The following is a 15,362-nucleotide window of genomic DNA, read 5'->3' as shown; positions in this document are numbered from 1 at the left end:
CCCGCGCCGCGGCCGGACCCGGCAGGCCTGAGGCAAGGAGGAACCACCCATGGCCGAGATCGTCCTCGAGGGCGTCACCAAGCGTTTTCCCGACGGGTCCGTCGCCGTGCGGGACGTGGACCTCGCCATCGCCGACGGCGAGTTCGTGATCCTCGTCGGCCCGTCCGGATGCGGCAAGTCCACCACCCTCAACATGATCGCCGGGCTGGAGGACATCACCGAGGGAACCCTGCGCATCGGGGGTAAGGTCGTCAACGACCTCGCGCCCAAGGAGCGGGACGTCGCCATGGTGTTCCAGAGCTACGCCCTGTACCCGCACATGAGCGTGCGCGAGAACATGGGCTTCCCGCTGCGGCTCGCCAAGGTCGACAAGGAGACCATCGACTCCAAGGTCGAGGAGGCGGCCCGGGTCCTGGACCTCACCGAGTACCTGGAGCGCAAGCCCGCCAACCTCTCCGGCGGGCAGCGCCAGCGGGTCGCCATGGGCCGGGCCATCGTCCGCGACCCCAAGGCGTTCCTGATGGACGAGCCGCTGTCCAACCTCGACGCCAAGCTGCGCGTGCAGATGCGCACCCAGATCTCCCGGATCCAGCGCCGTCTGGGCACCACCACCGTGTACGTCACCCACGACCAGGTGGAGGCCATGACCCTCGGCGACCGGGTGGTGGTCATGCGGCAGGGGCTGGTGCAGCAGGTGGGCTCGCCCGCCGAGCTGTACACCATGCCGCGGAACCTGTTCGTGGCCGGCTTCATCGGCTCACCGGCGATGAACTTCCTCAACGCCACCCTGGAAGGGGGCGGGCTGCGCTCGCCGTTCGGCGACCTGCCCCTGGACGACCGCACCCGGCAGGCGCTGGAGCGGCACAACGCCCCCCGCGACGTCATCATCGGGCTGCGCCCCGAGGCCTTCGAGGACGCCGAACTGGCCCGGGAGGACGGGGGCGCCGAGATCACCGTCACCGTGGACGTGCTGGAGTCGCTCGGTTCCGACGCCTACGTCTACTTCAGCGCCGAGGGAGGGCCGGCGAGCACCGCCGAACTGGAGGAACTGGCCACCGACTCGGGCCGGGGGGAGACCGGCGCCACAGACGCCCAGCAGATCGTGGCACGGCTGGACGCGGCGACCCGCGCACGCGAGGACGAACCGGTGCGGCTGCGGGTCGACATGAGCAAGGTCCATGTCTTCGACCCGTCGACGGGCAGGAACCTCACCCACCCGCAGGCGGACGACTGACCCGCCGGTCCCGTGTCCGGGCCGCAGGGACGCGGCCCGGACACGGGACCGGACGGCCGGTCAGATCACACAGCCCGCGTGGGCCAGTGCCTGCTTCAGCAGGACCCCGTGGCCGCCCGGCATCTCGCTCTGGACCGCCGCGGACAACGCCTCCTGCGGACTGAACCACACCAGGTCCAGCGCGTCCTGACGGGGCCGGCAGTCACCCGCCACCGGCACGATGTAGGCCAGCGACACCGCGTGCTGCCGGGGGTCGTGGTACGGCGTGATGCCGTGCGTCGGGAAGTACTCCGCGACCGTGAACGGCTGCAGCGACGCCGGGACGCGGGGGAGCGCCACCGCCCCGAGGTCCTTCTCCAGATGGCGCAGCAGCGCGTCACGGACCCGCTCGTGGTGCAGCACCCGGCCGGAGACCAGCGTCCGGCTGACCGTTCCGTCGGGTCCGATGCGCAGCAGCAGGCCGACGCTGGTGACTTCGCCGCTGTCGTCGACCCGCACGGGAACGGCCTCGACGTACAGGATCGGCATGCGGGCGCGGGCCATCTCCAGGTCGTCCGTGGAGAGCCAGCCGGGCGTGGTCTCGGTCATGTCTGACATTGCTTGATCATACTTTCAACCGTGCGGGCGGGGGGAGGAGCCGCACCGGACGGCTCCGGCCGCGGCCACGCCCGCGGCCCGTCCGGCCGTCCGCCGCTCATCCCTTGAGCGGGTCGTGCCCCAGCGTCATCAGCCGGTGCCGCCTGCGGGTGTCACCGGCCGCGGGCTCGTTCTCCAGGTCGGTCTGCGCGCCGACGGCCTCCACCACCTCGCTCATCACCCGCAGGTCGTCCTCGGTGAGGTCGGTGCGGCGCTTCTGCAGGATGGCGAGGACGTGCTGCCCGGTGGCGGTGCCCGCCTGCTCGGGCAGCGGTTCGCTCTCCTCCTCGGCGTCGCGGACCCGCAGCCAGGCCGAGAGTTCCGCGGAGGTCATGTTCACCGCACGGTGGAAGTCCTCCCACAGCGCGTCGAGTTCGAGGGGATCCGTCATCGTGTGGCCTCTTGCGTACGTCGGGTGCGGCCGGATCCGGCGGGCGCCGGGGCCGCCGTGCTCGGGTGCCGCGCCGGGCGCGGCAAAGGCGCGGTCAGGACTCGGGGTAGTTCTCCGCCTCGAACATCCAGCGCTGCTTCTCCAGCTCCGCCGTGATGGCGATCAGCAGGTCCTGGGTGACCGGGTCCGCCGTCTCCGTCGCCTCGATGCGCCCGCGCAGCCGCTCGACCGCCGCGCCCAGCGCTTCGGTCAGAACCCGCACGGCCTCCGTGTCGCGCAGCCAGCCCTCCTGCGGGGCCGGCAGCGAGAAGGTCTTGGCGACCGTCTCCGGGCGGCCGTCCGGGGAGATCCCCAGGGCGGCGGCCCGCTCCGCGACCGTGTCGGCGTGGCCGCGCGTGGCCGAGACGACCTCGTCCAGCTGGAGGTGGACCGAGCGGAACCGCGGGCCCACGACGTTCCAGTGCGCCTGCTTGGCGATCAGCGACAGGCCGAGAAGATCCACCAGCGTGTCCTGGAGCGCCTCGCCGGCGGTCTTGCGGGCGTCGTCGGGCAGGGGGCTCTTCACAACGGTCATGGGTGACTGCTCCTTCTCGGGTTCGTCGTGTCACGGAGGGGGAGGCGCGGGGCGCGGGGGCGCTCCGGGCCGCTTCCCCAGACGCGCGGGTGCCCCGGCCGCCCTGCGGCAAACGCCCTCGTCAAGGTCCCCGCGGACCCGCCGGTTCTGCTTCCCAGCGGACCGCGCGGCGGTCTATAGTCCCGAAACTAGCGGTGCTAATCAGCGGTGCCCATCCCAGAGGCCGCCGGTGACCCGGCAGGGGCCGGCGTCCGGACAGGAGTTCTCTCGTGCGTCCCGTCCACTTCGCGGCCGCCCGCCGCACCCCCATCGGCCGGCTCCGCGGAGCCCTCTCCACGGTGCGGCCCGACGACCTGGCCGCGGCCGTCATCCGCGGCCTGGTCACCGACGTGCCGGCGCTGGACCCGGCGCGCGTGGACGACGTCTACTGGGGTGCCGCGAACCAGGCCGGTGAGGACAACCGCAACGTCGCCCGCATGGCCGCGCTGCTCGCCGGGCTCCCCGAGTCCGTCCCCGGCGCCACCGTCAACCGGCTGTGCGCCTCCGGCCTCGAGGCGGTCACCACCGCCGCCCGCACCATCGCGGCCGGCGAGGCCGACATCGTCGTCGCGGGCGGCTCCGAGTCGATGAGCCGTGCCCCCTTCGTCCTGCCCCGCCCCGACGAGGCGCTCCCGCACCGCATCGAGACCGTCGACACCCGCCTCGGCTGGCGGCTGGTCAACCCCGCGATGAAGGAGCTGCACGGCCTGCTGTCCATGGGGGAGACCGCCGAGGAGGTCGCCGAGCGGCACGGCGTCACCCGCGAACGCCAGGACGCGTTCGCCCTGCGCAGCCACCAGCGGGCCGCCGACGCCCGCAAGAACGGCCACTTCGACGACGAACTGCTGCCGGTGCGCCGTCCGGACGGCGTGGTCGTCGACACCGACGAGTGCGTCCGCGAGGACACCTCGCTGGAGAAGCTGGCCCGGCTGAAGCCGGTCTTCCGCGCCGGCGGCTCCGTCACCGCCGGCAACGCCTCCCCGATGAACGACGGTGCCGCCGGACTGCTCCTCGTCAGCGAGGAGGCACTCAACGAGCTCGGCCTGGAGTCGCTGGGCCGCTACGTCGCCGGGGCGTCGGCGGGCGTCCACCCGGACGTCATGGGCCTCGGCCCGGTCCCCGCCACCCGCAAGGTGCTGGCCCGCGCGGACTGGACCGTCGAGGACCTCCAGGAGGCCGAGTTCAACGAGGCCTTCGCGGCGCAGGTGCTGGCCTGCGTGGACCAGCTCGGCATCGACGAGGACCTGGTCAACCCCAGCGGCGGCGCCATCGCCCTCGGCCACCCCCTGGGCTGCTCCGGTGCCCGCATCCTGACCACGCTGCTCCACCGCATGCGGCGCACCGGCGCGGAACGCGGGCTGGCGACCATGTGCGTCGGCGTGGGACAGGGCAGCGCGCTGCTGGTGGAGCGGCACTAGAGGTCCTGTCGTCACATTCCCGTCGTCCGCCCGCAGGGCGGCGCACGGCAGACGGGAATGTGACGACAGGGCCTGGACCCCCCGGCCGCCGGAGGGCCGGCGCCCCGCCGCCCCGGGCCCGGTGTCTCGGGCGGGCGGCGCCCCGGAGCGCCCCCGCGGCCGGCCGGGCCTTGTCCGGACATAGCATCGGTTCCCTGATGAACACGATGACGCTCTGGCACCTCACCGGCTGGGAGTTCGCCGCGCTCGCCTTCGCCGCGCTGCTCGTCGGCTTCTCCAAGACCGCCGTGAGCGGCGCCAACACGGTCAGCCTGGCGGTGTTCGCCGCGGTGCGGCCCGCCCGCGCCTCCACCGGCGTCCTGCTGCCCATCCTGATCGCCGGGGACGTGATCGCCGTCCTGGTCTACCGCCGGCACGCCCACTGGCCCACCCTGTGGCGGCTGTTCCCGGCCGTCGCGGTGGGCGTCGTCGTCGGCACCGTCTTCCTGATGTGGGCGGACGACACGATCGTCCGGACGTCCATCGGGGCGATCCTGCTGCTGATGACCGCGATCACCGTCGTCCGGCGGCGGAAGGCGGCGGCGGAGGACGAACCGCCCCCGGTCACCACCCGGGCCGGCCGCGTCAAAGCCCGCTCCTACGGGGTGCTCGGCGGGTTCACCACCATGGTCGCCAACGCGGGCGGCCCGGTGATGTCGCTCTACCTGCTCTCCGCGGGCTTCCGCAAGCTGGGCTTCCTCGGCACCTCGGCGTTCTTCTTCCTCATCGTCAACGTCGCCAAGGTGCCGTTCAGCGCCGGCCTGGGCCTGATCGACGCCGACTCCCTGCTGCTCGACGCGGCGCTGGTGCTGTTCGTGGTGCCCGGGGCCCTCCTCGGCAAGTGGGCCGTGGACCGGATCAACCAGCGCCTGTTCGAGCAGATCGTCATCGTGGCAACTGTGGTGGGAGCACTGCAGTTGCTTCTGCGCTAGGACGGAACCGGCTCGGTGCCGCGGTGCGGCCGACGGTCGCCGCCAGCTTGCGCAGCCGCCGCCAGTCCAGGCGCGGCGGTGCCTGCGCCACCCCGGGCCGCTTGCGCGGCACCCGGACCCGCAGCGCGCCCGGCGCGATGCGGCAGCGCACCGGGGCCGGCAGCACCAGCGCCTCCCCGTCGACCCCGGCCTCGACCTCGTCGCGGTCCGCCTCGACGACCGCCTCCCGGGCGGTGAGGATGGTGAGGCCGCTCGGCTCCGGCCCGAGCAGCAGGGCCGCGGCGTCCACCGCGCCCTCCACCTTCACCCCGAGCACCCCGAGCACCCCGGTGTCGATCCGGTCGCGGCGGCCGAGTCCGAAGGGGTCGTCGGTGCGGTACGGGTTGTTGCTGATCAGCACGGCCTGGGGCGCGGTGATCGTCGTGTCACCGGCCCGGGCCACCAGCCGCGGGCCCTGCTGGCCGGTGAGCAGGTCGGGCAGCAGCTCCAGGCTGGTGCCGATCTTGTCCTCGCGGTAGGCGGGGCTCTGCACGATCGCCGCGTAGGCGCCGAACGAGGCGTTGTTCACGAACGGCCGGTCCCCGGCGAACCCGAGGTCCACCCGGATCTCCACCCCGTCCGTCAGCGCGTCCAGACAGGAGGCCGGGTCGTCGCGGTCCAGCCCGAGGTCCAGCGCGAAGTGGTTGCGGGTGCCCGCGCTGATCACCAGGAACGGCAGGCCGTGCTCCGCCGCGACGGCGGCCACCAGGGCCTGCGTCCCGTCGCCCCCGGCGGCCCCCAGCAGGTCCGCGCCGTCGGCCACGGCGCGCCGGGCCAGCTCGGTGACGTCCACCGGCCGGTCCGGGTCGAGCAGGATCACCCGCGCCCCCAGCCGCTCGGCCTTCTCCCGCAGCCCGAAGCGGTCCACCTTGCCGCCCCCCGAGCGGGGATTCATGATCAGCACCGGCTGCCGGGGCGGCGGGGTCCGGCGTTCCCGCTCCCGCCGGGGCTGCCGGCCGTCCGCGGTGCCCCGCAGCGCGTACCGGCCGCTCCACACGGCCAGGCCCCACAGGGCCAGCGACACCGGCAGCGACCAGAACAGGGTGACCGCGAACAGGACGAGCACCGCCACCGGGACGCCGACCGCCACCAGCGCGGCCATCCAGCGCAACGGGCCGCGCAGCGTCAGCGTCCACCAGATCGCCGCCGCGCTCACCGCCAGGGCCGCGGCGCCGCACAGGAGCAGCAGCAGGCCGCGCAGCCCGCCGTCGAGCAGCGGGACCAGCACGGCGGACGTGGCCGCGGCCAGTGCGGCGCGCGCGGCCCACCGCTGGGCACGGTAGGCCCGCCTGCTGAGGTCCACGGCCATCTCTCCTCCACTCGACCGCGTCATCGTAGGGTCTGTGGGAGTGGCGCGGCGGCATCCACGGGTGCCGGCCGTCACGCCGGAGGCCGGGGGCGACGCGCAGCCGGCCGCGGCACGCAGGCGTGGGCGGACCGGAGCGCGGTCGTCACCCCGCCGGTGTCGGGGCCGTGCCGTCCGCGGACCGTCCCGGAGCACGGTGCACCGGTCAGGCGGCGCCGCGCAGCCGGGGTGCCCGTGCCCGCGGATCGACCGGCTCGCCGGACTCACAGCCGGAGTCACCCTCCACCTCCGTGGCCAGCTCGCGGGCCCAGGCGGTCACACCGGCCAGGTCCAGCCCATGGGGGCGGGGACCGCCGCCCGGTCCCGCCGCCCACTCCTCCACCGCGCCGGCGCCGCGTCGCAGCAGCCGGGCGCCGCCGGTGCGGTTGCCGCGGGCCGCGTGGGTCAGGCCCACGGCGAGCTGGGCGAGCCCGCGCCACAGCTCGCGCTCCTCGTCCGGGCCCGACTTCCAGGCGTCCTCGAACACCTCGTGCGCGTGGAAGGGCTTGCCCTCGTCCAGCAGCCGCTGGGCCTCGGCGACACTCTGCGCCGGCGGCCGCACGATGCCCTCCGGCTGCCGCGGCACCCCCTCGGTGCCGTACGGCAGGGGGCGTCCGAGCCCGTCCCGCGGCCGCGCGTTGCGCGCCCGTCCCTCGCTGTCGCGGTCCCGCGCGGTGTCCGTCCGGCCGGTCGCCGCGCCGTCCGTGCCGATCTCCCTGCCCGTTCCGTCCATGGTGCCCATGCGGCCATTGTCCCGCGCCGGTGCCGTCTTCGGTCCGGTGCCGGGTGTGGGGTAAAGTGCTGTCGGCGCGATCACGTGGCAGGGCCACAGGATCGCGCACCGGGACGTGGCGCAGCTTGGTAGCGCACTTGACTGGGGGTCAAGGGGTCGCAGGTTCAAATCCTGTCGTCCCGACGGTACATGGGGCTCATCGCCCCCGAGAGGGCTGTGCGCCATCGCGAGATGGAGCGCGGCCCTCTCGGCATGCGGTCCGTCTCCGCGAGCGGTGCGCGGGGGCCGGGGTTACTCTGATGGTCATCGCCTGAACGGGCCCGCAACGGAAGATCCGGCGTGCTCACCCCAGATTTCCGTGATGTCTGTTTCCTGTGGTGCCCGGTGCGCAGGTTCCTTTTCCCTGACGGAGGGAGCAGCCATGCGGCGCAGGCTTTCCGGAACACTTCTCTCCGTCGTCCTCCTCGCCGCTGCCCCGGTGTTCGCGGGGTGCAGCTCTTTGGACGACGGCGGCGGCAGCGGGGCGAGTTCCGAGCCCGCACGGACGACGGGAACCCCCCAGAAGCAGGTGGATCAGGGGGAAAGTCCCCAGGGCGGCCGCGAGGAGAAGAGCGAACGCGACGACCTGGTCGACTTCGGAATCGACGACCGTTCGCAGAGCGGGATCACCGACATCTGGGTGACGTGGACGATCAAGAACAACAGCACCGAGAAGTCCAACTACACCTGGGAATGGGAAGCGGTGGACGCGAACGGTACCCGGGTCGCCAATTCCACGGAGTTCGTGACCGACGTACAGCCGGGACAGACCACGACCGGCGAGATGTTCACGACCCTCAAGGACGCGGACGTGATCCTCACGGTCACCGAGTTCGACCGCACGAAGTCCTACTGACCGCACGCTCCCGCCCCGGTCTGGTAGAAGCGAGCATGACCACCGTGCCGCTGTGTCCTCCCGCCCCCGTCCACCTCGTCCGCCCGGGCGGTCCCCGGTGACCGCCGGGATCGACACCCCCGACCGCCGGGGGCGCACCGGGCTCGACCGCACCGGCCGGGACCTCACCGGCAACCCGCGGGTGAAGGTGCGGGACGTGCGGCTGCTGTCCAGCCACTGGTACGTCGAGCGGACCACCACCTTCGACTTCCGGCACGCCGACGGGACGTGGACCACCCAGGAACGCGAGACGCACGACCGCGGCAACGGCGCGACGATGCTGCTGTACGACCCGGAGCGCGAAACCGTGCTGCTGACCCGCCAGTTCCGCTTCCCGGTGTACGTCAACGGCCACCCCGACGGGATGCTCATCGAGACCCCGGGCGGCCTGCTCGACGACGAGGACGAGCACCCGGAGCTCGCCGTGCGGCGGGAAGTGGTGGAGGAGACCGGGCACACCATCGGCGCCGTCCGGCACGTCTTCGACGTCTACATGAGCCCCGGATCGGTCACCGAACGCGTCAGTTTCTACGCGGCCGTCTACGGCTCCGCCACGCGCACGCACGCGGGCGGCGGCCTCGGAGAGGAGGGAGAGGACATCGAGATCCTCGAACTGCCTTTCCGCCGGGCCCTGGAGATGATCCGGACCGGGGAGATCAACGACGCGAAGACCATCATGCTGCTGCAATGGGCGGCCCTGGACGGTCCGTTCGCGCGCTGACCCCGCGTCAGGCGAAGCGGTCCAGCAGCGCGTCCAGCCCGGCCGCGAGCCCCTCCGGTCCGCCCCGCTCCGCCAGCGCGGGGGCGGTCTCCCGCAGCCGCGGCAACTCCTGGGCCGGCATGCGGTGCAGGCCGAGCCGGAACGCCGGGTCGGGCTCGTCCGGCGCGTCGACCACGGGCTGCACCTCCACGGACACGTAGCCCAGGAGCCAGGCGGTGAAGGCCCGGAAGACCACGGCCGCGCGCGTCTCGTCGAGGCCGGACCCGCGCAGCAGGGCGAGGACCCGTTCGTGGTTGCGCAGGACGGCGAGCGGCCTGCGGGCCAGCGGGACCGCGAGCATCCGGGTGGCGAGCAGCGGCACGGCGCGGGGGTGGTCGAGGCAGACGTCGTAGGTCGCCCTCGCGATCCGGTGCAGCCGTTCCCGGACCGCCGCGCCGTCCGCCGCCGGTTCGCCGGACGCCGGCCTCGCGGCCCCGGAGCCGCCCGCTTCCTGCCCCACGCCCTCCGTGCCGGGGGCCGGTGCGGAGTCCAGGCGCTCCTCCAGCTCCAGGTACAGCGCTTCCACCAGGCCGTCCAGCAGGGCGTCCTTGCTCGCCGCGTACCGGTACAGCGCCATGGCCTCCACGCCCAGCTCCGCGCCCAGGCGGCGCATGCTCAGCGCCGAGAGCCCCTCCTCGTCCACCAGGGCGAGGGCCGCGGCCAGCACCCGCTCCCGGCTGAGTCTGCCGTAGCGCCCCCGGTCGCTGGCGCGCCGTGCGGGGCCGGTACCCGAGCTGTTCGCCATGCCGCCTCTCCTCCTCACCGCGCGGCCGCCCTGTCGCGCCACCGCACCGCCGCAGCGCACCCGGAGTCCCGGACGCGCCGCGTATACGAGGTAAACACGGGCGGGGCCTCCTGGCTCCGGGGACGCGCTTGAACGTACGCCCTTCCGGGTCAACACTGTACGTGTACATCGTAAATATCGTGTCCGGTCCTTCACCGAGGCCCCGGCCGCGGTTCCGTTCGCGGGTGCTGCGGCCGGGGCCGCCGCCGTCCGCCGGGCGGCTGGATGCCGGATCCGGTTCCGGCGGTCCGGCCAGCGGGAACGCGGCGACCCGCGCGTCTTGACCATTCGGACATATGGGTGCAATCTGGTGTCCGTATACGTCGTAAGTTTACGTACTTTCGGCACCGGTGACGGGCTTCACGCCCACGACGCACGGGATGTCCGATGAGGCCGACCGCACAGACCCTCACGCCACGCGGCCCGCTGGTTCTCCTCGCCCTGGCGGTCGTGGGGATCATCCCGCTGCTCATCACCCTCGGTGTGGCGCCCCCGGGAACCGGCCGCCAGGCCGCCCTGGCGGAGAACGCCGTTCCGCCGCAGCCGACCGTCCCGGCCAAGCAGCTGGTGCCGGTCCGCGGTGAGGCTCCCGCCGACCGGCCCGCGCGCCCGGGGGAGCAGGTCGCGCTGCGGCAGCTGGTCGTCGCCACGGACGAGAAGGACTTCGGCCTGGCGGCCTGGCGTTCCGTGCTGGACCGGATCGGCACCCCCTACGACGTCCTGCTGACCCGCGACGACCCGATCGACCGGGACGCCCTGGTGCGCGACGACGGCACGGGCAAGTACAACGCGATCCTCCTGAGCAACGGCACCCTGACCGACGCCTCCGGTTCGTCGAGCGGCGTCAGCCAGGCCGAATGGGACCGGCTGTGGCAGTACGAACGCACCTACCGGGTGCGGCAGGTGTCGCTGGACGCCTCCCCGGACGGCGTGCCGTGCCTGCGGGCCGGGTCCGGCGAACCCGTGGGCGAACGGCCCGTCGACGTCCGGCTGACGGCCGAGGGACGGCAGATCTTCGACTACCTCGCCCCCGGAGCGAAGCTCCCCCTGTCGGAGAGCTACGTGTACCGCTCCCGGCCGGAGGCCGGATGCCGCGCCGAGCCCCTGCTGACGCTCGGCTCGTCGGTGGTCGGCCACGTCGACCCGGACGGGGGCCGGGAGGAACTGGACGTGGGCTTCTCCGTCGGCCCGGACGACATGATGAGCAAGCTGCTCGGCTTCGGCCTGGTCCGCTGGGCCACCCGGGGCGTCTTCCTCGGCGAGCAGCGGCACTGGCTCAACGTCGACGTCGACGACTGGTTCCTCACCACGCAGCGCGGCCCGACCCCGGAGACCGGGCCGGTCCCGGGCTACCGGGTCACCGGGCCCGAGGCGCTGGCGCTGAGCCGGGAGCAGCGGGCCTTCCGCGAGCGGTACCCCCTGGCCGGGGACTTCCGGCTCAACCTCGCCTACAACGGCAGCCTGCTCCACCCCGACGCGCCCGCGACCTGCGACCCGGACGGCTCGCCGGACGGCCTGACCAGCTACAGCCTGTGCCTCAAGGACGAGTTCCGGTGGATCAACCACACCCTGACCCACCCCCAGATGAACACCACGCCGTACGAGCGCGACTACGACGAGATCAACGACAACCTCGCGCGCGCGGCGGAGGTCGGCCTGCCGGTGCCGACGACGGTGCTCAAGACCCCCGAGTACTCGGGGCTGGGCGTCTACGCCGACCGGCCGGACACCCTCGACCCCCCGGTCGACCACGGCCTGGAGGCGTCCAACAAGGACCTGCTCCGCGCGGCCTCCGACCTCGGCGTCGACTACGTGCACGGCAACCTCGGCTTCCCGAGCCACCGGCCCTCCTGCTTCAACTGCGGCATCCGCCATCCGTTGCAGCGCGACGTGATGGTGGTGCCGGACTGGCCGACCATGGTGGCCTTCCAGGCGACCGATCCGGCCGAACAGGTGGCGCTGTACCGCGACGCCGCCACGGTGCCGGAGGACAGCCCGTCCGTCCGCGCCGCGTACCGCCGCACCATCGGCCAGGAGGCGGACCTCGCCCTGGCCCACCTGATGAGCGGCTCGGTCTACAGCCACACCCTGCACCAGGGCAACGCGCACGCCTACGAGCCCGGCCACAGCCTCACCTTCGACTGGCTCGACGCCCTGCTCGCCCGGTACAGCCGCTACTACGACGTGCCGCTGCGGAACGTCGACTGGGTCACCCTCGCGGCCTACGTCGACGACCGGACGCGGCACTTCGCCGAACTCGACCACGACGAGGACGCGGTGTGGAACCGGGTCACCGGCGCCGTCACCTACACCCCGAGCGGCGACGGGTCCCTGTTCGTCACCGGCGTCGAGACCAGGCCGGCGACCGACGCCGACCGGGACGGGCCGGACGAGGCGGAGCGCTACGGCTCCGACGCCGTGTCCCGGCTCGGTCTGACCGAGGGAGAGACCGTGACCCTGACGGCGAGGCCGCGATGACCGGCCGGGTGGACCTGCGCACCGGCGGGCAGCCGCCCGCCACCGGCCCCGGCGTGCGGGCCGGCGGCCCCCCGCGGCCCGGCGCGCCGGGTCACGACGTGGTGCCGGCCGCCGTCCGCAGGCCGCTGCGCGTGCTGCTGGTGTCCGAGGGCGCCTACCCCTTCCACCCGGGCGGGGTCAGCCTCTGGTGCGACCAGATCATCCGCGGCATGCCCGAGCACGCGTTCACCGTCGTCGCGCTCACCGTCGACGGCACCGAGCCGGTGGTCTGGCCCGCCCCCGGCAACCTCGCCGGGGTCGTCGGCATACCGCTGTGGGGCGCACCGCCCCGGCGTTCCCGGCGCGCCCGGCGGGCCCGGCCGTCGCAGGCGTTCACCGAGGCCCACGAGCGGATCCTGCGGACCCTGGCACGGCCCCCCGAGCACGACACCGCCGCCCGCCGGGCGGCCGGGTCCTTCGTGCCCGCCCTGCGCGCCCTCCACGACCACGCCCGCACCGGCGACCTGCGCGCGGCACTGACCAGCGACGAGGCCCTGGACCGGATGACCCGCGTCTGGCGGGAGGCCGGCGACCGGGAGGCGGCCGGGGCCGGACCGCTGGGCCTGCACGACGCCTTCACGGCGGCCGACCTCATGGAACACACGCTGCGCCCGCTCTCCCACCCCCCGGTCGACGCCGACGTGTGCCACCTCGCGATGAACGGCCCCAGCGCCCTGGTCGGGCTGGCCGCCAAGTGGGCCCACGGCACGCCTCTGGTGATGTCCGAGCACGGCGTGTACCTCAGGGAGCGGTACCAGGACGCCCTCGGCGGCGACGTGTCCCCGGGCGCCCTGCTGATGCTGCGCTTCCACCGCGCGCTGGCCGAAGCCGCCTACCACTGCGCCGACGTGCTGGCACCGCACTCCCGGCACAACCGCCGGTGGCAGCTCTACGGCGGGGCCGACCCGGACCGGATCCGGACCATGTACAACGGGATCGACCCGGCCGACTACCCGGTGGCCGCCGGCGAACCCGACGTCCCGACGGTCGTCTACGTCGGGCGGGTCGACCCGATGAAGGACCTGCACACGCTGATCAGGGCGTTCGCCCTGGTGCGCCGCGAGGTGCCGGACGCCAGGCTGCGCATGTTCGGCCCCGTCTCGGCCGACCACCGCGCCTACCACGCGAGCTGCCTGGCGCTCATCGACGAACTGGGCCTGACGGGGACCGCGGTCTTCAAGGGCCGGGTGCCGCGCCAGGTGGACGCCTACCAGGCCGGCCACCTCACCGCGCTGACCAGCGTCTCCGAGGGCTTCCCCTACACCGTTGTGGAGTCGATGTCGACGGCACGGCCCCAGGTCTGCACGAAGGTCGGCGGGGTGCCGGAGGCGGTCGGCGACGCCGGGATCCTCGTCCCGCCCGGCGACCACCAGGCGGTCGCCGGGGCGTGCGTGCGGCTGCTCCGCGACGCCGGACTGCGCCGCCGCCTCGGGGACGCGGCACGGGCCCGGGTGCTGGAACGGTTCACCCTGGCCCAGTGGAACGACGGCTACCGCGCCCTCTACGACGACCTGGTGCCGCACCCGTCGGCGCCCGCCCGCGAAGCCGCGGGGCTGGAGAGGGTGACGGCACCATGAACTCCGTCGACCGGACCGGCCCGCCGCACGGACCCGACGCGGTCGGGACGCTGCTCACCACCCTGGAACCCGACCTGCCGTCCGCGGTGGACGAACTGCAGATCGCCACCCTGCTCGAACGGCGCGGCCTGACCGACGAGGAGGCCCGAAGCCGCTACGGGCAGGACGTGTTCGACCTGTCGCGCGAGCTGTTCCTGCGCCTGCCCGCCCGCCCGCACCGGGCCCCGGCCGCGACCGCGCCGCCCACGCCCCGCGCGGCGAAGCTGCTCGCCCACGGGCCGCTCTACGCCGTGCCCAGCCTGGTCTACCCGGCGGTGCTCGTCGCGCTCGGCGGGCCCGCCATGGTGCGGGGCATGCTCCTCGCCACCACCCTCGGCTGGGTCTGGGGCATGGGCACCAGCGTGGCCGCCTACCGGCTGCTCGGGCAGGGCCGGCCGCGGGCGGCGGCACGCCTGTGGCGGCGGCTCACCCTGCTGGGGCTGGGCCTGGCCGTGGCGGACGCCGCCCTCCTCGCCACCACCGGCGACGGCGGGAGGGGCCTGGTCGCCTTCGTCGTGGCCCAGGTGGGCTACCAACTCGCCTCCGGAACCCTGCTGTTCTACGGCATGGAGGCCCGCCTCGCCCTGATCGCCCTGCCCGCGGCGGTCCTGGGCGTGACCTACATCCTGCTCGGCTTCGACGCCGACCGGGCCACCCCCACCCTGATCGCCGGAGCCGCCACCAGCGCCCTGGCCCTCGGTGCCGCCTGGTGGGCCACCCGGGCCCGCGGCGAACCCGCCGGCCAGGCCCGGCCGGACACCTTGCGGCCCACGCTGACCGGCACCCTGCCGTGCGTCGGCTACGCGATGCTGTCCGCGCTGTTCCTGATGTTCAACAGCGCCCGGTTCATCACCGCTCCCCTGGAACTGGCCATCACGGTCGCCCCCCTGGTGCTGGGCATGGGCGTCCTGGAATGGCGCTCGCACCGCTTCCACGCCCGGGCCGTCGCCCTGCTGCACCGCACCGCGGCGACCGCCGACTTCCGCCGCGGCGCCTGGCGGCTGCTGCTGCGGGAACTGGGCATCGCCCTGCTGGCCCTGGCCGTCCTCGGCGCCCTCCTGGTGGGCGTCCTGGCCGCCGCCGGGATCCTCACCTCCCGGTCGGTGGTGCTGCTCGTCGCCTACCTGCTGCTCGGCGGCGCCTACTTCGCCGGCTACATCCTGGTGAACCACGGCGAGTTCCGCTGGGTCCTCACCGCCGTCGGCACGGTGGTCGTCCTCGACATCGCCGCCACGCTCTCACTGTCGTCCCGTCTCGCACCGTACGGAGAGGTGCCCGTGTTCCTAGCGGGCTGCCTCGCGCTGCTCGCCCTGTTCCTGACGGCGCTGCGGCTGAACATCGGACGGGTCGCCCCCTACCGGTGACCCGGAA

Annotated in this window: 14 protein-coding genes and 1 tRNA gene; 9 read left to right on the top strand and 6 right to left on the bottom strand. The window is 73.8% G+C overall.

Annotated features, from left to right (window positions below; all coding sequences use genetic code 11):
- The first annotated feature begins 49 nt into the window (after positions 1-49).
- Positions 50-1,234: an ABC transporter ATP-binding protein gene (locus ACSU53_RS03270; protein WP_437024642.1), complete on the top strand. Its 1,185-nt coding sequence runs from the start codon at positions 50-52 to the stop codon at positions 1,232-1,234.
- A 60-nt stretch (positions 1,235-1,294) separates the two neighbouring features.
- Here the strand turns inward: ACSU53_RS03270 and ACSU53_RS03265 are convergent, their stop codons facing one another.
- From ACSU53_RS03265 to ACSU53_RS03255, 3 genes are all read right to left on the bottom strand, one after another.
- Complete coding sequence (locus ACSU53_RS03265; RefSeq protein WP_437033000.1) at positions 1,295-1,822, bottom strand: NUDIX hydrolase family protein; 528 nt, start codon at positions 1,820-1,822, stop codon at positions 1,295-1,297.
- 106 nt (positions 1,823-1,928) lie between these two features.
- A complete protein-coding gene (locus ACSU53_RS03260) occupies positions 1,929-2,261 on the bottom strand; it encodes a DUF3140 domain-containing protein (protein ID WP_437024641.1) in 333 nt (110 codons plus the stop codon).
- Between the two features lie 94 nt (positions 2,262-2,355).
- Complete coding sequence (locus tag ACSU53_RS03255) at positions 2,356-2,835, bottom strand: Dps family protein (RefSeq protein ID WP_437024640.1); 480 nt, start codon at positions 2,833-2,835, stop codon at positions 2,356-2,358.
- A 269-nt stretch (positions 2,836-3,104) separates the two neighbouring features.
- Here ACSU53_RS03255 and ACSU53_RS03250 point away from each other — a divergent pair, with 269 nt between their 5' ends.
- Entirely contained in the window at positions 3,105-4,292 is a 1,188-nt protein-coding gene (locus tag ACSU53_RS03250) for a thiolase family protein (protein ID WP_437024639.1), read from the top strand.
- Positions 4,293-4,489: 197 nt separating this feature from the next.
- The gene (locus ACSU53_RS03245) at positions 4,490-5,263 is read left to right on the top strand and encodes a sulfite exporter TauE/SafE family protein (RefSeq protein WP_437024638.1); all 774 of its coding nucleotides are present in this window, start codon (positions 4,490-4,492) and stop codon (positions 5,261-5,263) included.
- On the opposite strand, the gene ACSU53_RS03240 is transcribed toward ACSU53_RS03245, so the two are convergent.
- Together ACSU53_RS03240 and ACSU53_RS03235 are read right to left on the bottom strand one after the other, a co-directional pair.
- The gene (locus ACSU53_RS03240; protein ID WP_437024637.1) at positions 5,217-6,611 is read right to left on the bottom strand and encodes a diacylglycerol/lipid kinase family protein; all 1,395 of its coding nucleotides are present in this window, start codon (positions 6,609-6,611) and stop codon (positions 5,217-5,219) included. The two genes, ACSU53_RS03245 and ACSU53_RS03240, sit on opposite strands and share 47 nt — an antisense overlap.
- Positions 6,612-6,813: 202 nt before the next feature.
- Entirely contained in the window at positions 6,814-7,389 is a 576-nt protein-coding gene (locus ACSU53_RS03235; RefSeq protein ID WP_437024636.1) for a DUF309 domain-containing protein, read from the bottom strand.
- Between the two features lie 100 nt (positions 7,390-7,489).
- On the opposite strand from ACSU53_RS03235, the gene ACSU53_RS03230 reads away from it, so the two are divergent.
- From ACSU53_RS03230 to ACSU53_RS03220, 3 genes are all read left to right on the top strand, one after another.
- Positions 7,490-7,563: transfer RNA gene (locus tag ACSU53_RS03230), tRNA-Pro, on the top strand.
- Between the two features lie 385 nt (positions 7,564-7,948).
- Positions 7,949-8,275 (top strand): hypothetical protein, encoded by a 327-nt coding sequence (locus ACSU53_RS03225; protein WP_437024635.1) that lies wholly within the window; start codon positions 7,949-7,951, stop codon positions 8,273-8,275.
- Positions 8,276-8,372: 97 nt separating this feature from the next.
- Positions 8,373-9,035 (top strand): NUDIX domain-containing protein, encoded by a 663-nt coding sequence (locus tag ACSU53_RS03220; protein ID WP_437024634.1) that lies wholly within the window; start codon positions 8,373-8,375, stop codon positions 9,033-9,035.
- A 7-nt stretch (positions 9,036-9,042) separates the two neighbouring features.
- Here ACSU53_RS03220 and ACSU53_RS03215 read toward each other — a convergent pair whose 3' ends face one another.
- A complete protein-coding gene (locus ACSU53_RS03215) occupies positions 9,043-9,819 on the bottom strand; it encodes a TetR/AcrR family transcriptional regulator (protein ID WP_437024633.1) in 777 nt (258 codons plus the stop codon).
- 426 nt (positions 9,820-10,245) lie between these two features.
- Between ACSU53_RS03215 and ACSU53_RS03210 the strand changes: the two genes are divergently transcribed.
- The 3 genes from ACSU53_RS03210 to ACSU53_RS03200 are packed head-to-tail and all read left to right on the top strand — an operon-like array spanning position 10,246 to position 15,355.
- On the top strand, positions 10,246-12,336 hold the full coding sequence (locus ACSU53_RS03210) for a hypothetical protein (protein WP_437024632.1): 2,091 nt from the start codon (positions 10,246-10,248) through the stop codon (positions 12,334-12,336).
- Positions 12,333-13,952 carry a GT4 family glycosyltransferase PelF gene (gene pelF, locus ACSU53_RS03205; RefSeq protein WP_437024631.1) on the top strand — a complete coding sequence of 540 codons (1,620 nt, stop codon included), beginning with the start codon at positions 12,333-12,335 and terminating at the stop codon, positions 13,950-13,952. The genes ACSU53_RS03210 and pelF overlap by 4 nt, the downstream gene beginning before the upstream one ends.
- Positions 13,949-15,355 carry a hypothetical protein gene (locus ACSU53_RS03200; protein WP_437024630.1) on the top strand — a complete coding sequence of 469 codons (1,407 nt, stop codon included), beginning with the start codon at positions 13,949-13,951 and terminating at the stop codon, positions 15,353-15,355. Before pelF ends, ACSU53_RS03200 begins: the two co-directional genes overlap by 4 nt.
- Positions 15,356-15,362 lie beyond the last annotated feature (7 nt).

Source organism: Streptomyces sp. enrichment culture (genome assembly GCF_964273255.1).
GTDB lineage: Bacteria > Actinomycetota > Actinomycetes > Streptomycetales > Streptomycetaceae > Streptomyces.
The sequence above is the reverse complement of the archived record's forward strand: the minus strand, read 5'-3'. Positions and strand labels throughout refer to the sequence as shown.